This window comes from Ectopseudomonas toyotomiensis (assembly GCF_017167985.1).
Taxonomy (GTDB): Bacteria; Pseudomonadota; Gammaproteobacteria; order Pseudomonadales; family Pseudomonadaceae; genus Aquipseudomonas; species Aquipseudomonas toyotomiensis.
Genome location: NZ_CP070505.1, coordinates 3,526,667 through 3,546,083, shown reverse-complemented (window position 1 = coordinate 3,546,083; position 19,417 = coordinate 3,526,667). Strand labels below are relative to the sequence as shown.

Genomic DNA, 19,417 nt, shown 5'->3' with positions numbered 1-19,417 from the left:
CCGATAACGCCGTGGAAAGCTGGATGAAAGCTTTCCGCGGCATGCTGCACCCACACAGCGCAACTGCCTGCAGGGGCTACCCGCCCGGCGCTGTGTTCTCTCCTCCTGACCTTAGGGTCTGCGCCAGCCTATCCGGTCGGTGCGTCGAGCGGGGCCAACCGCCCCGCCCATCCCCTCTCCCCGCGAACAATCCATCGCAACTGGCCATCATTGCGTAACAGAAAGTTCGGACTATGTTGATTGGACTGGCGCCTCCCCGTGCCAGACAGAGCTGCATTCCTGACGCTCATCAGGTGCTCGACAACGCTTGGAACAAGGATGTGCGTTGACGAATCCTGACTATTGATTCAAGTCAGGATGCTGTGCTCGCCAAACGCGCTCAATACCTATGTCCCCTCGTGACACGGAGGTAATTGAGATGTCTGATTCGACGCAAAAACTCCGCCTTGGCGCGCTGATCGCGCTGGTCGTCGGCTCCATGGTCGGCGGCGGTATCTTCTCGCTACCCCAGAACATCGCCGCCAGCGCCAGCGCCGGCGCCACCCTGATCGGCTGGCTGATCACCGGTGTCGGCATGCTGACGCTGGCGTTCGTGTTCCAGACCCTGGCCAACCGCAAGCCCGAACTCGACGGCGGGGTGTACGCCTACGCCAAAGCCGGTTTCGGCGACTACATGGGTTTCTCCTCAGCCTGGGGCTATTGGATCAGCGCCTGGATCGGCAACGTCAGCTACATGGTGCTGCTGTTTTCCACTTTGGGTTACTTCTTCCCGGTGTTCGGCGAAGGCAACACCCTGCCGGCGGTGATCGGCGCCTCGGTGCTGCTCTGGCTGCTGCACTTTCTGGTGCTACGCGGGATCAAGGAAGCGGCCTTTATCAACACCGTGACCACCATCGCCAAGATGCTGCCGCTGGCGCTGTTCATCGTCATCGCCGCCATCGCCTTCAAGATGGACGTGTTCACCGCGGACTTCTGGGGCCGTGGCAACAGCGAGCTGGGCAGCGTGATGGATCAGGTGCGCAACATGATGCTGGTCACCGTCTGGGTGTTCATCGGCATCGAAGGCGCGAGCATCTTCTCCGCCCGTGCCGAGAAGCGCAGCGATGTCGGCAAGGCCACGGTGATCGGTTTCGTCGGCGTGCTTCTGCTCCTGGTGCTGGTCAACGTCCTGTCCCAGGGCATCATGGCCCAGGCCGAACTGGCCGGGCTGAAAAACCCGTCCATGGCCGGCGTGCTTGAGCAGGTGGTCGGCCCCAGGGGCGCGCAACTGATCTCCATCGGCCTGATCGTCTCGCTGGCCGGTGCCTTGCTGTCGTGGACGCTGCTGTGCGCGGAGATTCTCTTCGCCAGCGCCCGCGACCACACCATGCCCGAGTTCCTGCGCAGGGAGAACGCCAACCAGGTTCCGGCCAATGCGCTGTGGCTGTCCAACGGGCTGATCCAGCTGTTTCTGATCATCACCCTGTTCAACGCTTCCACCTACCTCAGCCTGCTGTACCTGGCCACTTCGATGATCCTGGTGCCCTACTTCTGGTCCAGCGCCTACGCGGTATTGCTGGCGGTACGGGGCGAGACCTACGAGAACGCCGGCGGCGAGCGCAACAAGGACCTGCTGATCGCGGGCATCTCCACCCTGTACGCGGTTTGGCTGGTGTACGCCGCCGGCGTGCAGTACCTGCTGCTCTCGGCGCTGCTCTATGCCCCTGGTGCGATCCTCTTCGCCAAGGCCAAGCGCGAACTGGGGCAGCCCATTTTCACCAGCGTCGAGAAGATCATTTTCGTCGCCGTACTGATCGGTGCCGCCATCGCCGCCTACGGGCTGTATGACGGTTTCCTGAGTCTGTAAGAGAAGGAGTTCGACATGTCCAAGAAAGCCCTCGGCGTTCATTCCGAAGCCGGCAAACTGCACAAGGTGATGGTCTGTTCGCCAGGCCTCGCCCACCTGCGCCTGACCCCAGCCAACTGCGATGAACTGCTGTTCGACGATGTGATCTGGGTGTCGCAGGCCAAACGCGACCACTTCGACTTCATGACCAAGATGCGCGAACGCGGCGTCGAGGTGGTGGAGATGCACAATCTGTTGGAAGAGACCGTCAGCGATCCCAACGCGCTGAAGTGGATTCTTGATCGCAAGATCACCCCCAACAGCGTAGGCCTGGGCCTGCAGAGCGAAGTGCGTTCCTTTATCGAAGGGCTGGAGCCACGCAAGATCGCCGAGTTCCTGATCGGCGGGGTATCCGGCGCCGACCTGGCCAAGCACAAGGATTCCGAGGCGGCGAAGATGTTCAACGCCTACCTCGGTGAAGCCAGCTTCATCTTCCCGCCGCTGCCCAACACCCAGTTCACCCGCGACACCACCTGCTGGATCTATGGCGGCGTCACCTTGAACCCCATGTACTGGCCAGCGCGCCGTCAGGAGACCCTGCTCGCCAGCGCCATCTACACCTTCCACCCGGACTTCGCCAATGAGCCCTTCGAGATCTGGTACGGCGACCCGAACCAGGACCACGGTTCGGCCACCCTCGAAGGTGGCGACGTGATGCCCATCGGCAACGGCACCGTGCTGATCGGCATGGGTGAACGCAGCTCGCACCAGGCCATCGGCCAGGTGGCGCGCGCACTGTTCGCCAAGGGTGCGGCCGAGCGGGTAGTAGTCGCTGGCCTCGGCCGCTCCCGCGCGGCCATGCACCTGGATACCGTGTTCAGCTTCTGCGACCGCGACCTGGTCACCATCTTCCCGGAAGTGGCCAACTCCATCGTGCCCTTCACCCTGCGCCCGGACGAGAGCCGACCAGGCGGCATCGACGTACGCCGCGAAGACAAACCCTTCGTCGACGTGGTCGCCGAATCCCTCAACCTGAAGAAGCTGCGCGTGGTGGAGACCGGCGGCGACGCCTACGAGGCCGAGCGCGAACAATGGGACGACGGCAACAACGTGGTCTGTCTGGAGCCCGGCGTAGTGATCGGCTACGACCGCAACACCTACACCAACACCCTGCTGCGCAAGGCCGGCGTCGAGGTCATCACCATCAGCGCCAGCGAACTGGGCCGCGGTCGTGGCGGCGGCCACTGCATGACCTGCCCGATCATCCGCGACCCCATCGATTACTGAACAAGCCAGCCACGGCGGTGATCCGCCGCCGGGCCCGTTTCAAGCTGCCCACAAGGAGAGAGAACCATGGCTTTCAACATGCACAACCGCAATCTGCTCAGCCTGATGCACCACAGCACCCGTGAGCTGCGCTACCTGCTCGATCTGTCGCGCGATCTCAAACGCGCCAAGTACACCGGCACCGAGCAGCAACACCTGACCCGCAAGAACATCGCGCTGATCTTCGAGAAAACCTCGACCCGTACTCGTTGCGCCTTCGAGGTAGCGGCCTACGACCAGGGCGCCAACGTCACCTATATCGACCCCAACTCCTCGCAGATCGGCCACAAGGAGTCGATGAAGGACACCGCCCGCGTGCTCGGGCGCATGTACGACGCCATCGAGTACCGCGGCTTCAAGCAGGAAATCGTCGAAGAGCTGGCCACCTATGCCGGCGTGCCGGTGTTCAACGGCCTGACCGACGAGTACCACCCGACGCAGATGCTCGCCGACGTGCTGACCATGCGCGAGCACAGCGACAAGCCGCTGCACGACATTGCCTACGCCTACCTGGGTGACGCGCGCAACAACATGGGCAACTCGCTGCTGCTGATCGGCGCCAAGCTCGGCATGGATGTGCGCATCGCCGCGCCCAAGGCGCTGTGGCCCAGCGAGGAACACGTCGCCGCCTGCCGAAAATTCGCCGAAGAAAGCGGCGCGCGCATCCTGCTCACCGAAGACCCGAAGGAGGCGGTCAAGGGCGTCGACTTCGTCCATACCGACGTCTGGGTGTCCATGGGCGAGCCGGTGGAAGCCTGGGGCGAACGCATCCAGGAGCTACTGCCCTATCAGGTCAACGCCGAGATCATGAAGGCCGCCGGCAACCCACGGGTGAAGTTCATGCACTGCCTGCCGGCCTTCCACAACAGCGAGACCAAGGTCGGCAAGCAGATCGCCGAGCAGTATCCGCACCTGAAGAACGGCATCGAGGTCACCGAAGATGTGTTCGAGTCGCCCTGGAACATCGCCTTCGAGCAGGCAGAAAACCGCATGCACACGATCAAGGCGATTCTGGTGGCGACCCTGGCTGATATCTGACGCTGCACGCTTGTCTCCCCTCTCCCATTAATGGGAGAGGGGCCGGGGGAGAGGGTCTGGCCGGCAACGCAGTCATGTAGCCGGATGAAATCCGGGAATGGTCTGTTCCACTGCCCCGGATTGCATCCGGGCTACGAACACGAACAAGGAGAACACCATGCGACTCGTCATCGCCCTGGGCGGTAACGCCCTGCTTCGCCGCGGTGAAGCCATGACCGCGGAAAATCAACGAGAGAACGTACGTATCGCCTGCCAGCAGATCGCCAAGGTGGCACCCGGTAACGAGCTGGTCATCGCTCACGGTAACGGCCCGCAAGTCGGCCTGCTGGCCTTGCAGGGCAATGCCTATGACGCGGCCAATCCCTACCCGCTGGACGTGCTCGGCGCCGAGACCGAAGGCATGATCGGTTACATGATCGAACAGGAGCTGGGCAACCTGCTGCCGTTCGAAGTGCCCTTCGCCACCCTGCTCACCCAGGTGGAAGTGGACAGCGCCGACCCGGCGTTCAAGAAACCGAGCAAACCCATCGGCCCGGTCTACAGCAAAGAGGAAGCCGAACGCCTGGCCGCCGAGAAAGGCTGGAGTATCGCCCCGGATGGCGACAAGTTCCGCCGCGTGGTGGCCAGCCCGCGCCCGCAGCGCATCTTCGAAATTCGCCCGATCAAATGGCTGCTGGAAAAGGGCAGCGTGGTGATCTGCGCCGGCGGCGGTGGCATCCCGACCATGTACGACGGCAACCAACTGCGCGGCGTCGAGGCGGTAATCGACAAGGACCTGTGCTCGGCGCTGTTGGCCGAGCAGCTCAATGCCGACCTGCTGGTGATCGCCACCGATGTCGACGCGGCCTATGTCGATTGGGGCAAACCCACGCAGAAATCCATCGCCGAAGCTCATCCCGACGCCATCGAAGCGCTCGGCTTCGCCGCCGGTTCCATGGGTCCGAAAGTGCAGGCCGCCTGCGAGTTCGCCCGCAATACCGGCAGCAGCGCAGTGATCGGTTCGCTGGAAAATATCGAAGCCATCGTCCAGGGTCGTTCAGGCACGCGCATCAGCCTGGACTGCAAGGGCATCGTCTATCGCTGAGAGGGCACAATCATGTTCACCCCCGGTCACCTGCACCGCGACAATAACGACCGCCCCGAGCACATGCGCCTGCTGCCACCCTTCTCGGTGGACTTCTACTACGAAGTCCGCAAGGACCCGGAGCAGGGGCCGATGCTGCACATGCGCCTGGTGGGCGAGGTGGACGGCAAGCATTTCGAGGAGGAATTCGAACTGCATCGCGACGTCGCCTTCAACTTCGCCAGCGTCGCCACCCGCATCGCTGCCCGCCATGGCCTGCACCCCAACGCTAGCCCGGTGATGCGCGGCCATGACGAGTACGACAAGGTGTTCGCCGACATCCGCGCCAAACTCAACGCCCAACCGGGCGAACCGGTAAATCTCGACCACATCCTATGACGTAGCCCGGATGCAATCCGGGGCTCTCGCTCATTTCCCGGATTGCATTCGGGCTATGCCTCTACCCGTAGGGTGCGCCGCGCGCACCGATGCAGTTGCTCAGGTCAGCGGATACTCCGACGTGCATGGCCTCAAGAAGTGATAGCACCTCAAGACTCCCGCCGAACTGCCGATCCACCCAACATGGCTCGATAACTAACTGCGCGTGCAGGACAGCAGAAACCAAGGGATGTGGAAATGACAAACTTCAGCGTGGAAGGCCTGCTGGCATACCGCTCTTTCAAGGCGGGCACGGCAAGTTCCATTATTCAGCGCAACGTCGATCAACCCAAATCATCTGGCCTACAGAGCGTTGCCACTGATCTGGGCGTGAAGGTAACGCTCTCTCCCACAGCCACGAAGATATCTTTGCTACTCAAGAGCGAGTCCGCGGGTAAGGCCAGCGCGGCAGTTGGGTTCGACGAGTTTCTGGAAAGCAACCATCGGCAGGTCAAGGCTCATGGCAAGAATGCCGACTTCCTCAAGGAAGTACCTCAGGACCCGAGCCCAGAACGGCAAGCGCTGGCTCAGCAAGCAGCCAACTATCTTCTCAGCCACCACTACGGTGAAGAGAAAATCCATAGCCGTCGCTCGGCGGAAAACCCGTTCGCCGCACTGGACCGGGTCACGCTTTCAAAAATCTCCTTCGATGACTCAGGGCTGTTTACTGCGGCAGAGCGCCAAGTCGCGTTTCTGGAAATGACCAATCGCGACATACTATTTCGCAATGCCACCTATGACCTGGCCGACGAGCTGCAACGGCGAGACGGTTCCGCCCCCTGGTTCCAGGTAACCGCCTTTCTGCGCGACGCACAGTTGATCGGCACCATGAGCGAGGGAGAGAAGGCCTGGAGAAACTGGCCACCAGCAGCCGAGCTGGAGGCCTTTGCGGCGTCGATGCTGCGCAATGACCCCTGCCGGGAACCGACCTTGCCCGAGTATCAGAACCTCAATAACCAGGACAAACCCATCCTGGCCTACATGGTTGGCAAGGATGGTTCAGGCAGTTGGCAGAACGTCGCAGTTGAAGATCTGGCCTCGGACACCTTGCCCCTCAGGCTCATCCATTCCCTGATTGAAAAGAACAAAGCCACCCAACCCGAGCACCCGTGGTTGTCGCTCTACCTGAGTATCGACAACCTGGGGAGATAGGGCGCTGTCGAGGTGAACCTCTGAGAGCTCGCCCAGCCAGAGAAAAAACGCGGCACTCGTAGGGTGCGCCGCGCGCACCGATGCGATCAATTCAATCGAAGCAACTACCGGGACGCTCGGCCTGAGCGGCTCCTACTCGCTCTCAGGCCTGCATCGTCCAGCCATGTACACCCATCGCCGCCTGGCGCCCTGCCTCCGAACGGGTCGGGTGCGGATGGCAGGTCAGCGCGATGTCCTCGGCCGAGGCGGAGAACTCCATGGCCACGCAATACTCGCCGATCAGTTCACCTACGCTCGGGCCGATCATGTGCACGCCGAGGATCTGGTCGGTATTGGCGTCGGCGAGGATCTTCACGAAGCCTTCGGTCTCGTGGTTGATCTTCGCCCGGCTATTGGCGGTGAAGGGAAACTTGCCAACCTTGTAGGCACGGCCTTCGGCCTTCAGCTCCTCCTCGCCCTTGCCGACGCTGGCCACTTCCGGGCGGGTGTAGATCACTCCGGGGATCACCCCATAGTTGACCTCGGCGGCGTGCCCAGCGATGCGCTCGATGCAGGCCACCGCCTCGTCTTCGGCCTTGTGCGCCAGCATCGGCCCGGAAGTCACGTCGCCGATCACCCACACGCCCGGCACGCCGCTCTGGTGCTTTTCGTTACCGAGCATGCCGCGTTTGTCGGTGTTCAGGCCGACGCTCTCCAGCCCGAGCCCTTTGGTATACGGACGCCGGCCGATGGCCACCAGTACGTAATCGGCCTCCAGGGTCTCGCTCGCGCCGCCTGCTGCCGGCTCCAGCGTCAGGATCACGCCGGACTTGCTCGTCTTCGCGCCGGTGACCTTGGTGCCCAGCTTGAAACTCATGCCCTGCTTGCTCAGGGTGCGCTGCAGGGTCTTGGCCGTCTCGCCATCAAGACCGGGGCAGATGCGCTCGAGGTACTCCACCACCGTGACCTGGCTACCCAGGCGGCGCCACACCGAGCCCAGTTCCAGGCCGATCACCCCGGCGCCGATCACCACCAGGTGCTTCGGCACCTCGGGCAACGCCAGCGCACCAGTGGAGTCGAGGATGCGCGCGTTGTCGATCTCCACACCCGGCAAAGGCGTCGGTTCCGAGCCGGTGGCGATGACGATGTTCCTGGTTTCCAACAGGCGTTCGCCGCCTTCGCTCAGTTTCACCTGCACTCGCCCCGGGCCATCGATCCGCCCCCAGCCCTTGACCCACTCCACCTTGTTCTTGCGAAACAGAAACTCCACGCCCTTGGTCAGCGCTTCGACGCTATCGGCCTTCTGCTTCATCATCTGCGCTAGGTTGAGCGTCGGCGTGACCTCCACCCCCAGGGCACTCAATTCACCACCGGCAGCAGCCTCGTAGAGTTCGGATGCATGCAGCAAGGCCTTGGACGGCATGCAGCCAACGTTCAGGCAGGTACCACCGAGGGTTTCACGCCCTTCCACGCAGGCCACCTTCAGGCCTAATTGCCCGGCGCGAATAGCCGCGTTGTAACCGCCGGGGCCCGCGCCGATGATGACCACGTCATAGCTGCTCATAGCTTTGTCCTCGAATCAGGGAAGTTTGCCGGCCACAGCAGCCGCGACGGCTGGGCGCACACGCAAGAGATGGAAGAATAGAAACGCCAACACGGCGAACAGCGCATTCAAGGCAACCATAGGCCAGGCCGAGCCATCCTGCAGGGCACCGAGCAGCAAGCCGGCCAGGGTGGCGCCCGCCATCTGCGAGAAACCCATCAGCCCCGCAGCCAATCCGGCACGCTGCGGATTGGGAATCACCGCACCAGCCACGGCAGCCGGCAGTAGCATGCCACCGCCCAGCGTCACCAATACCTGCGGCAGCGACAGCACCAGCAGCGATAGGCCGAACAGCAGATAGATCGCCAAGGTCAGCAACGACCCGAGCAGCACCAGCGCGACGCCGATGCCCACCACCTTCTGCGGCCCCAGGCGTTGCACGTTGCGCAGGGTGAACAGGGCACCGCCGAGCAGACCGGAAACGATCAAGGCGAAGGTCAACCCGTACTGCGCCGCGCTCATCCCCAGCAGGCCGATATACACCGACGAGGAACCAGCCACCACGACGAACATCGAGCCGTAGGTGCAGGCAATGGTCAGCGCCAGCGCGCGGCAACTGGGCCACACCTGCAGGTAGCTGGCCAGCAGGCCCTTGAGTCGTCCTGCCTGCGGATCGCGCTGCAGATGGCTCTCGCGGTAGCCGGTAAGCACCGACAGCAAGGCCAGGCTGCCAAGTACCAGGGTCGCCAACAGCGGCGCACGCCAGCCGCCGAACTGGGTAAGCAGGCCGCCAACCACTGGCGACAGGACGATGGCCGCGAACATCCCCAACACCGTCAGCGCCAGGGCCGGCCCTGCCTGTTCCTGCCAGACGTCACGGACGATGGCTCGCGCCAGCACCAGCGCTGCACAGGCGCCCAGCCCCTGCAGCACGCGCATGCCGATCAGCACGTCGATGTTCGGCGCCAGCAGCATGCCCAGGGTCGCCAGCAGATAAAGGCTCAACCCGGCAAGCAGCACCGGACGGCGTCCGAGCCGATCCGACAGCGGCCCGAGCAGCAACTGGCCAAGGCCAAAGGCGCCGACGAACAGCGACAGCGCCAACAGACTGCTACCAGGCTCGGCCTCCAGCCCGCGCTCCAGCTCACCAAGAGCGGGAATCAGCAACTGCGTGGAGGTCTCCCCCAACGCAGTGAGCAGCATCAGGATGATCAACAGAACACGGGAAGGCTGCATGGCGAAACTCCGATCGACAGCGACTGGCGGCTATTTATATTTCGATCATAATATGAAACATTGAATGTCGTCCATCATATTTATCTGGAGCCTGCATGACCGCCTTATCCCGAGACGCCCGCCTCGCCACCTGGATTGCCGAGGAACAGGCCATTCGCAATCAACTCGCCGCTCCCGGCACCCTCAGCCTGGCGGAGGTGGCCGCCATGACGCCGATGGACTTCTTCGACGGCATCGGCCGCGGCGACCTGCCCTCCCCGCCGATCAACGCGGTGCTCGACTTCACCCCGGTGCAATGGGCCAGCGGCCTGTTCGTCTTCCAGGGCACGCCCGATCAGCGCCACTACAACCCGCTGGGCAGCGTGCATGGCGGCTACATCGCCACGCTCCTCGACTCCTGCATGGGCTGCGCCGTGCATACCCTGCTCAAGACGGGCCAGGGCTACACCACCGCGGACCTGCGGGTGAGCTACATCCGCGCGCTGCGCAGTGAAGTCGGTCCGGTACGCGCCGAAGGCCGCATCATCCATGTTGGCCGCTCCACCGCGCTGGCCGAAGGCCGACTGTACGATGTCGACGAGCGCCTCTACGCCGTCGCCTCCACCACCTGCCTGATTCTCGACATGAACGCGCCGCGCCAGAACAGCGACGCAAGTGTAAGATGACAGCCAGCATCTGATAGACGAGAAAGCCCATGCGCTATTCGGAAGACCACAAAGCCAAGACCCACCAACGCATCATCGAGGAGGCGGCCCTGCGCTTTCGCCGCGATGGCGTCGGCGCCACCGGCCTGCAGCCGCTGATGAAGGCACTGGGCCTGACCCATGGCGGTTTCTATGCCCACTTCAAGTCCAAGGACGATCTGGTGGAAAACGCCCTGCGCCATGCGGTGGAGGAACTGTCCCGCAGCACCGAGGCGCTGGCGAAGGATGCCGAGGCATCGCTGCCACGCTTTATCGCCAGCTACCTGTCCAGCGCGCATCGTGCCAACCCCGGTGCCGGCTGCCCGCTGCCGACCATGTCCGCCGAGCTTGGCCAGCGTGGCGAGGCCAGCGAAACCACCGACGCCCTGGTGCGCGACCGCCTGGCCCTGATCGAGGACAACCTCGGCGGCGATGATGCCGCCGAGCAGAGCGTACTGCTGCTCTCGAGCATGGTCGGCGCCCTGCTGCTATCGCGCAGCGTCAAGGACCCGGAGCTGTCCGACCGCCTGCTGAAAACGACCCGTCGCCTGCTGATCGAGCAGACGCAAGAGCAATAACGGCTGGCACCTGGCGCTTACGTAGGGTGCGCTGTGCGCACCGGGGTTGCTCAGTTCCAACGAGGCTCCGTCCGGTGAAGAGCGCGAACCATGCCCCGTGCGCACGGCGCACCCTACAATCGCACGCCGCCGGATATCACTTGTAACGCGCAGCCGCCTGGCTGTGCGACAGGTTCGGCCCAAGCACCGCGCGGGCAGCGACGAAGGCATCCCAGTCGGCTGCATCCGGCAGCGAGGGTATGGTCACCCGTTCGCCCTGATCGAAACCGGCCAGCGCCGCATCGACCATCTCGCCCACTTCCATGATCATCGACGGCGGCAGCGCCGAGGCATCGGTGCCGCTGCGCTCCCAGATCTCGGTGCGGGTCACGCCCGGCAGCACCGCCTGCAACTGCACGCCCGAACCACGCAGTTCGCCAGCCAGGGTCTGGGTCAGGCTCAGTACATAGGCCTTGGTCGCGCTGTACACGGCGTTGAACATTTCCGGCGCCAGCGCCACCACCGACCCAAGGTTGATGATGCCGCCACGCCCCACCGCGGAGAAATTGGCTGCAGCCGCGGCCGCCAGGCGCGTCAGTGCCACCACGTTGAGCTGGATCATCGCCTCGGCCTGCTCCAGATCGGCAGCAGCCAATGGGCCATTCATGGCGATACCGGCGTTGTTGATCAGCAAAGCGATGTTCGAGTCCTCGCGCAGGCGCTTTTCCACCTTGAGCACATCAGCCTTGCTGGTGAGATCCGCCGGCATCACCTCGACCGCAACGCCGTACTCGGTGCCCAGGCGCTTGGCTAGCGCATCCAGGCGCTGGGCATCACGCGCCACCAGCAGCAAGTCATAACCACGCCGAGCCAGACGCTCGGCGTAGGTGGCACCGATGCCGGACGAGGCACCAGTGACCAGGGCGGTTCCGAAGGTGGATTGAGCATTCATGGCAAGTCTCCTGGGTGGGGTGAAGAGTGAGAAGTGATCCTCTCACCAATAAGATTACGGTCATAATTTAAATATCATATTACGACCATAATCAAACTAATCAAGCACACCTGTGAGAAAGCATCGCCGCAGCCGCCAGACGGTTGCGCACCAAGTTATGGCCGTTTTTGTCCTTGTGGTCAGAAAACAGTGCAGCACATGCACCTGAATGACCCTGAAAAATCCGCGCATCCGATTGATTTGCAACGGATATGAGCAATCAAGAGAATTGGCGCCGTTTTTGCTCTAGCAGCACCAGCCTGACCAGGCGGACAGGTTTCAACAACGCCGGGAGCATTTTGAATATCGCTCTGCGACGGCCCTAAAGCTGTCCGCCATAGATGGCAGGCCTCAAAAAATCGCCGGGAGCGATTTTTGACGTCGGCTCCGCCGACGGCCCGCAAGGGTGACCGCCAGGGATGGCAGGCCACAAAAACCATAACGACACGTCTTAACCACCAGGAGCTTTCATGAATCGCACTCTCTCTTCGCTGGCGCTCGCCGGCGGTCTGCTGGCAGGCGGCCAGGCCATCGCCGGTGACCTGCTGCAGTGGCAGAACAACAGCCTGACCTACCTCTACGGCCAGGACTTCAAGATCGACCCCGAGATTCAGCAGACAGTCACCTTCGAACACGCCAGCGGCTGGAGCTTCGGTGATCTGTTCCTGTTCGTCGACGTGATCAAGTACAACACCGATGCCACCAACGGCGCCGGTGACGGCCATACTTTCTATGGCGAGTTCAGCCCGCGCTTCTCGCTGGGCAAGATCACCGGTGCCGACTTCTCCTTCGGCCCGATCAAGGACTTGCTGATCTCCACCACCTACGAGTTCGGTGAAGACGACGTCGACTCCTACCTGATCGGCCCGGCGGTCGACCTGGACATCCCCGGCTTCGACTACTTCCAGCTCAACACCTACCTGCGTACCACCGACGGCAGCCGCGCCGGCAGCAACGTCTGGCAGATCACCCCGGTGTGGAGTTACACCATCCCGGTCGGCGAATCGGACATTCTCATCGACGGTTTCATGGACTGGGTGGTGGACAACGACAACAATCGCCGTGGCGACTACCACGCCAACCTGCACTTCAACCCACAGATCAAGTATGACCTGGGCAAGGCGCTGAAATGGGGCGAGAAGCAGCTGTACGTGGGTATCGAGTACGACTACTGGAAGAACAAGTACGGCATCAAGGACGGCGGTTTCGTCAGCGACAACTTCGTCGGCTCGACCGATCAGAACACCGCCAGCCTGTTGCTCAAGGCACACTTCTAAGACGCGCCTGCGCGCTTACTGGCCAAGGTCGCAGTAACTTGCGACCTTCTGCCAATGCCATCGGGCAGCCTGACGTGTTTAGCTGCCCGGCATCACCAGACCTTCACCCAAGGATGGACGATGCCACCGCGTATCCTGCTGCTTACCTGCCTCGCCATGCTGGCCTTCGCCGGCAACTCGCTACTGTGCCGCCTGGCGCTGCGTGAAACGGAAATCGACGCGGCCAGTTTCACGGCTATCCGCCTGCTCTCCGGCGCCCTGACGCTGTGGCTGCTGCTCAAGCTGAGGCAGACCGGGCACCCCATCGCCGGCAATTGGCCCGGCGCGCTGGCGCTGTTCACCTATGCGGCGGCCTTCTCCTTTGCTTACCTGCAACTGGATACCGGCGTCGGCGCCCTGCTGCTGTTCGGCGCCGTGCAGTTGAGCATGCTGCTGTGGGGCTTGCTGCGTGGTGAACGCCTGGGGCTGGGTGCCAGCCTCGGTACAGCGCTGGCCACGGCAGGCCTGCTGGCACTGCTGCTACCCGGCGCCAGTGCGCCACCGCTGCTGGCGGCCTTGCTGATGCTGCTGGCCGGCGTTGCCTGGGGCGCGTACTCGCTGCTCGGGCGCGGCCAGGGTGATCCGCTGGCCGTGACCACCGGTAACTTCCTGCGGGCGGCACCGCTGGCCGTGCTGCTGGCGCTGGTGCTGCTGCCGCAACTGAACTGGGATGGGCCTGGCCTGTTCTACGCGGTGTTGTCCGGCGCCCTGACCTCGGGCGTGGGTTACGCCATCTGGTACAGCGCCTTGCCCGGCCTGCGCGCCAGTCAGGCCGCCACGGTACAACTGAGCGTGCCGATTCTCGCCGCGCTCGGTGGCAGCCTGTTGCTGAGCGAAGCGCTGTCGCTGCGCCTGACGTTGAGCGCTGTCGCCGTGCTCGGCGGTATCGCGCTGGTACTGGGCAGCCGGCAACGTGCCGGGAGCTAATGGCGCGTGCAGTGGTCTTCTATCCTGAACCCATAACGTCCAGGGAAGATCACCATGCACCGTCTGCTTCGTCTTTGCCTCGTTGCCCTGCTTGCAGCAGGCCTGAGCGCCTGCGCCAGCCTGGGCAATCGTGACCCGCTGCGGGTCGATCTGGTCGGCCTGGAACCCCTGCCCGGTCAGGGCCTGGAGGTACGCTTCGCGGTCAAGCTGCGGGTGCAGAACCCCAATGACAGCGCGGTGAGTTTCAACGGCATGGCACTGGATCTGGATGTGAACGGCCAGCCGCTGGCCAGTGGCGTCAGTGACCAGAGCGGCAGCGTGCCACGTTTCGGCGAGACGGTCCTGAGCGTACCGGTGAGCATTTCAGCGTTTTCGGTGATGCGTCAGGCGTGGGGCGTGGCGGGTTATCAACCTGGCCAGGAGGTGCCCTACATGCTGCGTGGCAAACTCGCCGATGGCCTGTTCGGCACCCGCCGCTTCAGTGACAGCGGTATCCTGAACTGGCCGCAACCGCCAAGCCCCTACTGAAGCAGGAGCCGGCGGTTATATGGCGATCAGGCCGCCTGACGGTTGTTGCGCGAAGCTACTCGGCGGTGACAGGCATCACCGAAGGCCTGGAAGATCTTCACCGAATCCGGGTTCTTCGCCGCCTGCCATTCCGGGTGCCACTGCACCGCGAACAGGAAGGGGGACAGGCTCGGCGCGTGGATAGCCTCGATCAGGCCATCCTCGGCGGTGGCCAGCACTTCCAGTCCCTTGCCCAGGTTGCGAATGGCCTGGCCGTGCAGGGAGTTGACCTGAATCTCGTCCTTGCCCATCAACTCGGCGAACCAGCTGCCAGCCACCGGCCGCACGCTGTGGCTGGCTGCGTACTGCACCTCGACCGGATCATCGGGGTTTTCGCGATGGTCGTTGAAGCCGGGCTCGGCGTAGACCTTCTGGTAGATGTCGCCGCCCAGCGCCACGTTGATTTCCTGCATGCCACGGCAAATACCGAAGATCGGCAGACCGCGAGCGATGGCGGCACGAATCAGTGGCAGATCGAACAGGTCGCGGTCGCGGTCTTGGCTCTTGTTCGGCGTTTCGTTCTCCTGGCCATAAAGCGCCGGGTCGATGTTGCTGCCGGCACCGGTGAGGTAAACACCATCGGCCATATCCAGATACTGCTCGAGATCCTCGATGCCACAGCAGGTGGGCACCAGTACCGGCACGCAACCGGAGAACTCGACCAGAGGCTGGATGTATTTGTGAGTCATTACTTGATAGTCGTGGCCCTTGCGCTCTTGAGCGCCCATGGACATCAACACGACGGGCTTGCGGAGATTGTTCTTGCTGGGGGTGCTGCGGATCTTGTTGTCGGACATACGTCACCTTGGGACAGGCCGGGCCTATCGTTGCTGTGCAGACCGGTAGCCAGCAGAACACTCTGCTGTAGCTCCTGTGGTCTGTTTGGCTAACCCCGTGCACCGAGGCTCATCCTGAGCCTGAGTGCCGCCTTCCGACGGCGGCTCGAACCGGGTCAACTCCATCCAGAGAGGAGGCTGCAGCGACGCTGCCCGCTACCCGGTTCGGCAACGGAATCTGCAGCCAGTCTGCCCGAGCCGTAAAATATGTCAAACAAATCTGCTCAAGATTTTCTGGTAATCCATTTATCGCACAACAAGTGAACGCCCATTGGAAGGCGCTCCAAGGGCAAGCCAGGCAAACTACCACCTGGCAAGAAGTCCAATATTTAAAACACCCGTATCTCGAGGCTGCACGTCCTAGAGCGGCGCCCGCGAACAAAACCCTATATAATCTGCGGTTTCTCACCTGTACCGAGGACACCCCTTGACCGCTCTGCCGCCCTGCCCCAAATGCAACTCCGAATACACCTACGAAGACGGCGATCAACTGGTCTGCCCCGAGTGCGCCCATGAGTGGAAAGCCGGCGAGAATGCCGACGGCGGTGATGACGCGCGGGTAATCAAGGACTCGGTCGGCAACCTGCTGCAGGACGGCGACACCATCACCGTGATCAAGGACCTCAAGGTCAAGGGCTCGTCACTGGTGGTCAAGGTTGGCACCAAGGTGAAGAACATTCGCCTGGTCGACGGCGATCACGACATCGACTGCAAGATCGATGGCATCGGCGCGATGAAGCTCAAGTCCGAGTTCGTACGCAAGGTGTGATCCGATAGCGCCTTTCGCGCGTTCCTCATGGAAATTGGCTAGCCTCAATTAAGGCCGGTCATGAGGAACGCCACCATGCGCTATCTGCTGCTTGCTCTAATGGCTCTGAGTACCTCGCTGGCAGCACAGCCCTGGCGGGTAGTGGGCGACGAACAGTTCGCCCCCTACAGTTTCGTCACCGCCGAGGACGATACGCCGCGCGGGCTCGACGTCGAACTGGTCGATGCGGTACTGCGCGAAGCGCAGGTGCCCTACGAAATCCGTCTTTACCCATGGGAACGCGTCAAGCGCATGCTCGACCGCGGAGAAGTACAGATGGCCTTCCAGTTCGCCGGCACGCCGCAACGTCAGCAGCAATACGAGCTGGTTGGACCGCTGCGCAGCGGCTCGACGGTGTTCATGACCACCGCCAAGACCGCGATCAGCGACTGGCAGACGCTGGATGACCTGTCGCCCTACGTGATCGGCCAGGTTCGCGGCTATGCCTATGAAGAGGATTTCGACCGCGCCGACCTGGCCCGCGACACCAGCGCGCAGAACCCACGGCAACTGGTATCGATGCTGCTGGCCGGACGCATCGACATCATCGTCGGCGACCATACCCAACTGCTTTATTTCATTCGCGAACAGCGCGCCCTGGAACAGGTGCGCGTGCTACCTCGCCCGCTGATCCAGATGCCGCGCTTCGTCGCCTTCGCCAAGAGTGATACCGAGCGCGCCCGGCAGTTTTCCGAGGCGCTGGCGCGCCTGCGCAAGGCCGGCAAGCTGGGTGAGATTCAGCAACGCTGGCACCAGTGACGCGCTACTGCACCGGCAGGAAATTCAGCAGGAACAGGCTCTGCGCATAGTTGGCGCCCATGCGCCGGTAGCGCTCTTCCAGCACATGGGTGAGCAGATCAAGACGCGCCACCATCTTGCCGAACTCCACTGCGTAGCTGAGGTTGTTGCCCTGTTCGGAGAACTCGTTGGAGAGCAGCAGCGGCCGGCCCGTGGCATCACGGCGCTGCGAAAGCATCCAGCCGGCCTTTTCCAGATTGCGTGCGGCGTTGTGGATGAATTGCGCATTGAAGCTGTCGGTCAGGTAGAACTCGGTACGGCCGCCGTGAGCCGTCACCAGCATGCTGCCGATGGCATAGGTGAAGGCCGCCACGCGGTCGCCCTGAAAGGCCGGGCTCAGCGAATAATCCAGCGCCGCAACATCACGCCGGCCACCCAAGGTCGGCCAATCCTGATTGTGTTCGATGGCGTACTGGATGGCACGCTCGGCAGCGGCGGCATCAGGCAGGGAGTTCTTGCGCCACTCGCGCGGGTTACGTTGGTACAGCTTGTTCATCAGCCGATACAGGCTGTTGAGGTTGTTGCGCATGGCCAGGGTCGCCATACGGTCGACGTCGGTCTGCAGCAGCTCGGCCGGTTTGACCGGGTTACGCGTATGCACGATGGAGTCGTTGTCCAGGCGCCCCGTGCAACCACCCAACAACAACAGCGCAGCCAACCCCGGCAGCAGCAGCCGTTGCCAAAATACCGAGCTGTTGATTGGCCTGCCGTGTGCAGCAGACGCTGGCCTCGCTCCCATGCAGAGGTTCCCTGGCTGGCACGCGCCCCAATGGCGCGCGCAACACTCAGAACCTCAGTAAAGCGCAAAAATTCCACGCTGCCTGTGCCCTGGCGCATAAACCGTGCCGATCAACGCTCGGCACGGCAGAAAAATGCGCCGGTTCAGGCTGGGTTGGCGGCCCATTGCTCCAGCCGCGTCACGCTTTCGCGGTAGGGTTTGAGACTCTTGGCCAGCAGGATGATCGACATCAACACCGCCAGGGTGGTGACGATCAGCAGCGAGTAGCGCAGCGCGTTGTCGTCGGCGAAGACGAAATCGGTCACCAGCGCCACGGCGGTCGGACCAACGCCCAGACCGATCAGGGTGATGACGAACAGATAGATGGCCGACGCCTGGCCGCGCATCGAGTTGGGCATGATTTCCTGGATCGCTGCCGGCGCCACGCCGAACGGCATGCTCAGACAGAACACTGCAGGCGCCAGCAGCATGCTGGCCCAGAAGGCGGTTTCCATCAGCGGGAACAGCACCACCATCGGCAAGGCACCCAGCGCAGCGTACAGGCCGACACGCATGTTGGCGTCGCTACGCCCACGCTTGGCCATCAGGTCCGCCAGGCGTCCGCCGAAGACGATGCCAAGGCAGCCGAAGACTGCAACGATGCAGCCATAGACGATGCCAACCTGGCCGGCGTCCCAGCCGTAGGTGCGAATGTAGAAGGTCGGCACCCAGGCAGCACTGCCGTAACCGGCGAAGGCCAGGCCGGCGAAGCCGAAGTTGTGCAGCAGCACAGTGCGACGGTTGGCGCGAATGTAGCGTCCCACTTCACTGAGCGGCACCGCCACGCCAGCCCCGGCACCACGTCGGGCAGGCTCCTTGACCGCCAGCATCAGCAGGGTGAACAGCACACCGGCGACACCGAGAATGAGGAAGATCAGTTGCCAGGGGCGCACCTCGCCCAGCACCGGCAGGGTCACGTCGCCTTGTGCCGAGGCAAACTGAATGACCAGGCCACCGACCAGAAAGGCCAGGCCCGAGCCGAGGTAGACACCCATGGAATAGACGCTGATGGCCGTGGCCCGGCGCTCGGCGGGAAAGCTGTCGGCAATCAGCGAATAAGCGGCCGGCGACAACGCTGCTTCGCCCACGCCCACACCGATGCGGCACAGCAGGAACTGCCAGTACAGCTTGGCCATGCCGCAGGCGGCGGTAGCGGCACTCCAGAACAGAATGCCGACGGCGATCAAGCCGCGCCGGCTGCGGGTATCGGCCACTCGCCCCAGCGGAATGCCGCATACGGTGTAGAACAGGGCGAACGACAGGCCCATCAGCAGGCTCATCTGCGTATCGTTGATCGCCAGATCGCGACGGATGGGCTCGACCAGCAGATTGAGGATCTGCCGATCGACGAAGGACAGGACATACGCCACCATCAGGATGGCAACAGTGGCCCAGGCTCGGGCACTGGAGGGATAGCCGTTATTGTTGTTATGCACGGACGCTCTCCTCGGCACCGCAGAACGCGACGCGCGACGTTTGAAAGAAGCGCCAGCTTAGGACGATATAAACGGCGGTGAGTATCGCTCGAAGGTGTTATCAGGTCGGCGAATGCTTCA

At 62.8% G+C, this 19,417-nt stretch carries 19 protein-coding genes; 13 read left to right on the top strand and 6 right to left on the bottom strand.

The genetic code is table 11. The features are described from left to right. The first annotated feature begins 418 nt into the window (after positions 1–418). The 6 genes from arcD to JWV26_RS16245 all read left to right on the top strand — a co-directional run bounded on the left by arcD (position 419) and on the right by JWV26_RS16245 (position 6,842). Positions 419–1,846, top strand: a complete 1,428-nt coding sequence (gene arcD / locus JWV26_RS16270) for an arginine-ornithine antiporter (protein WP_206417339.1) — start codon at positions 419–421, stop codon at positions 1,844–1,846. A 15-nt stretch (positions 1,847–1,861) separates the two neighbouring features. Then, the gene (gene arcA, locus JWV26_RS16265; RefSeq protein WP_206417338.1) at positions 1,862–3,112 is read left to right on the top strand and encodes an arginine deiminase; all 1,251 of its coding nucleotides are present in this window, start codon (positions 1,862–1,864) and stop codon (positions 3,110–3,112) included. 66 nt (positions 3,113–3,178) lie between these two features. Continuing rightward, positions 3,179–4,189 (top strand): ornithine carbamoyltransferase, encoded by a 1,011-nt coding sequence (locus JWV26_RS16260; protein ID WP_093048976.1) that lies wholly within the window; start codon positions 3,179–3,181, stop codon positions 4,187–4,189. Between the two features lie 157 nt (positions 4,190–4,346). Next, positions 4,347–5,273: a carbamate kinase gene (arcC, locus tag JWV26_RS16255; RefSeq protein ID WP_075745830.1), complete on the top strand. Its 927-nt coding sequence runs from the start codon at positions 4,347–4,349 to the stop codon at positions 5,271–5,273. 12 nt (positions 5,274–5,285) lie between these two features. After that, positions 5,286–5,651 (top strand): DUF5064 family protein, encoded by a 366-nt coding sequence (locus JWV26_RS16250; protein ID WP_093048973.1) that lies wholly within the window; start codon positions 5,286–5,288, stop codon positions 5,649–5,651. Between the two features lie 237 nt (positions 5,652–5,888). Further along, positions 5,889–6,842: a hypothetical protein gene (locus tag JWV26_RS16245; RefSeq protein ID WP_206417337.1), complete on the top strand. Its 954-nt coding sequence runs from the start codon at positions 5,889–5,891 to the stop codon at positions 6,840–6,842. A 142-nt stretch (positions 6,843–6,984) separates the two neighbouring features. Here the strand turns inward: JWV26_RS16245 and lpdA are convergent, their stop codons facing one another. Continuing rightward, the gene (gene lpdA / locus JWV26_RS16240) at positions 6,985–8,385 is read right to left on the bottom strand and encodes a dihydrolipoyl dehydrogenase (RefSeq protein WP_206417336.1); all 1,401 of its coding nucleotides are present in this window, start codon (positions 8,383–8,385) and stop codon (positions 6,985–6,987) included. Between the two features lie 15 nt (positions 8,386–8,400). Further along, positions 8,401–9,600: an MFS transporter gene (locus JWV26_RS16235; protein WP_206417335.1), complete on the bottom strand. Its 1,200-nt coding sequence runs from the start codon at positions 9,598–9,600 to the stop codon at positions 8,401–8,403. Between the two features lie 95 nt (positions 9,601–9,695). Here JWV26_RS16235 and JWV26_RS16230 point away from each other — a divergent pair, with 95 nt between their 5' ends. Both JWV26_RS16230 and JWV26_RS16225 read left to right on the top strand, forming a co-directional pair. Then, on the top strand, positions 9,696–10,265 hold the full coding sequence (locus tag JWV26_RS16230; RefSeq protein WP_160018476.1) for a PaaI family thioesterase: 570 nt from the start codon (positions 9,696–9,698) through the stop codon (positions 10,263–10,265). A gap of 29 nt (positions 10,266–10,294) precedes the next feature. Then, on the top strand, positions 10,295–10,861 hold the full coding sequence (locus JWV26_RS16225) for a TetR/AcrR family transcriptional regulator (protein ID WP_206417334.1): 567 nt from the start codon (positions 10,295–10,297) through the stop codon (positions 10,859–10,861). A gap of 136 nt (positions 10,862–10,997) precedes the next feature. Here JWV26_RS16225 and JWV26_RS16220 read toward each other — a convergent pair whose 3' ends face one another. Next, complete coding sequence (locus tag JWV26_RS16220; RefSeq protein WP_206417333.1) at positions 10,998–11,792, bottom strand: SDR family NAD(P)-dependent oxidoreductase; 795 nt, start codon at positions 11,790–11,792, stop codon at positions 10,998–11,000. Between the two features lie 509 nt (positions 11,793–12,301). Here JWV26_RS16220 and JWV26_RS16215 point away from each other — a divergent pair. From JWV26_RS16215 to JWV26_RS16205, 3 genes are all read left to right on the top strand, one after another. Beyond that, the gene (locus JWV26_RS16215) at positions 12,302–13,108 is read left to right on the top strand and encodes an outer membrane protein OmpK (protein ID WP_206417332.1); all 807 of its coding nucleotides are present in this window, start codon (positions 12,302–12,304) and stop codon (positions 13,106–13,108) included. Between the two features lie 120 nt (positions 13,109–13,228). Further along, positions 13,229–14,074, top strand: a complete 846-nt coding sequence (locus tag JWV26_RS16210) for an EamA family transporter (protein WP_206417331.1) — start codon at positions 13,229–13,231, stop codon at positions 14,072–14,074. Between the two features lie 54 nt (positions 14,075–14,128). Further along, entirely contained in the window at positions 14,129–14,602 is a 474-nt protein-coding gene (locus JWV26_RS16205; protein ID WP_074913422.1) for an LEA/WHy family protein, read from the top strand. Positions 14,603–14,628: 26 nt separating this feature from the next. On the opposite strand, the gene JWV26_RS16200 is transcribed toward JWV26_RS16205, so the two are convergent. Beyond that, on the bottom strand, positions 14,629–15,438 hold the full coding sequence (locus tag JWV26_RS16200) for a gamma-glutamyl-gamma-aminobutyrate hydrolase family protein (RefSeq protein ID WP_196456753.1): 810 nt from the start codon (positions 15,436–15,438) through the stop codon (positions 14,629–14,631). A gap of 466 nt (positions 15,439–15,904) precedes the next feature. Between JWV26_RS16200 and JWV26_RS16195 the strand changes: the two genes are divergently transcribed. Together JWV26_RS16195 and JWV26_RS16190 are read left to right on the top strand one after the other, a co-directional pair. After that, positions 15,905–16,246 carry a zinc ribbon domain-containing protein YjdM gene (locus JWV26_RS16195; RefSeq protein WP_021488189.1) on the top strand — a complete coding sequence of 114 codons (342 nt, stop codon included), beginning with the start codon at positions 15,905–15,907 and terminating at the stop codon, positions 16,244–16,246. 75 nt (positions 16,247–16,321) lie between these two features. Then, positions 16,322–17,044, top strand: a complete 723-nt coding sequence (locus JWV26_RS16190) for a substrate-binding periplasmic protein (RefSeq protein WP_206417330.1) — start codon at positions 16,322–16,324, stop codon at positions 17,042–17,044. 4 nt (positions 17,045–17,048) lie between these two features. Here JWV26_RS16190 and JWV26_RS16185 read toward each other — a convergent pair whose 3' ends face one another. Next, on the bottom strand, positions 17,049–17,822 hold the full coding sequence (locus tag JWV26_RS16185) for a hypothetical protein (RefSeq protein ID WP_230875190.1): 774 nt from the start codon (positions 17,820–17,822) through the stop codon (positions 17,049–17,051). 143 nt (positions 17,823–17,965) lie between these two features. After that, positions 17,966–19,297, bottom strand: coding sequence for a spinster family MFS transporter (locus JWV26_RS16180; RefSeq protein WP_079784461.1), 1,332 nt, complete (start codon positions 19,295–19,297; stop codon positions 17,966–17,968). Between the last annotated feature and the right edge of the window lie 120 nt (positions 19,298–19,417).

Bases quoted from the DNA above. Each gene is read 5' to 3' on its own strand.
- arcD (WP_206417339.1), top strand. From the start codon at position 419: ATGTCTGATTCGACGCAAAAACTCCGCCTTGGCGCGCTGATCGCGCTG.
- arcA (WP_206417338.1), top strand. From the start codon at position 1,862: ATGTCCAAGAAAGCCCTCGGCGTTCATTCCGAAGCCGGCAAACTGCAC.
- JWV26_RS16260 (WP_093048976.1), top strand. From the start codon at position 3,179: ATGGCTTTCAACATGCACAACCGCAATCTGCTCAGCCTGATGCACCAC.
- arcC (WP_075745830.1), top strand. From the start codon at position 4,347: ATGCGACTCGTCATCGCCCTGGGCGGTAACGCCCTGCTTCGCCGCGGT.
- JWV26_RS16250 (WP_093048973.1), top strand. From the start codon at position 5,286: ATGTTCACCCCCGGTCACCTGCACCGCGACAATAACGACCGCCCCGAG.
- JWV26_RS16245 (WP_206417337.1), top strand. From the start codon at position 5,889: ATGACAAACTTCAGCGTGGAAGGCCTGCTGGCATACCGCTCTTTCAAG.
- lpdA (WP_206417336.1), bottom strand. From the start codon at position 8,385: ATGAGCAGCTATGACGTGGTCATCATCGGCGCGGGCCCCGGCGGTTAC.
- JWV26_RS16235 (WP_206417335.1), bottom strand. From the start codon at position 9,600: ATGCAGCCTTCCCGTGTTCTGTTGATCATCCTGATGCTGCTCACTGCG.
- JWV26_RS16230 (WP_160018476.1), top strand. From the start codon at position 9,696: ATGACCGCCTTATCCCGAGACGCCCGCCTCGCCACCTGGATTGCCGAG.
- JWV26_RS16225 (WP_206417334.1), top strand. From the start codon at position 10,295: ATGCGCTATTCGGAAGACCACAAAGCCAAGACCCACCAACGCATCATC.
- JWV26_RS16220 (WP_206417333.1), bottom strand. From the start codon at position 11,792: ATGAATGCTCAATCCACCTTCGGAACCGCCCTGGTCACTGGTGCCTCG.
- JWV26_RS16215 (WP_206417332.1), top strand. From the start codon at position 12,302: ATGAATCGCACTCTCTCTTCGCTGGCGCTCGCCGGCGGTCTGCTGGCA.
- JWV26_RS16210 (WP_206417331.1), top strand. From the start codon at position 13,229: ATGCCACCGCGTATCCTGCTGCTTACCTGCCTCGCCATGCTGGCCTTC.
- JWV26_RS16205 (WP_074913422.1), top strand. From the start codon at position 14,129: ATGCACCGTCTGCTTCGTCTTTGCCTCGTTGCCCTGCTTGCAGCAGGC.
- JWV26_RS16200 (WP_196456753.1), bottom strand. From the start codon at position 15,438: ATGTCCGACAACAAGATCCGCAGCACCCCCAGCAAGAACAATCTCCGC.
- JWV26_RS16190 (WP_206417330.1), top strand. From the start codon at position 16,322: ATGCGCTATCTGCTGCTTGCTCTAATGGCTCTGAGTACCTCGCTGGCA.
- JWV26_RS16185 (WP_230875190.1), bottom strand. From the start codon at position 17,822: ATGGGAGCGAGGCCAGCGTCTGCTGCACACGGCAGGCCAATCAACAGC.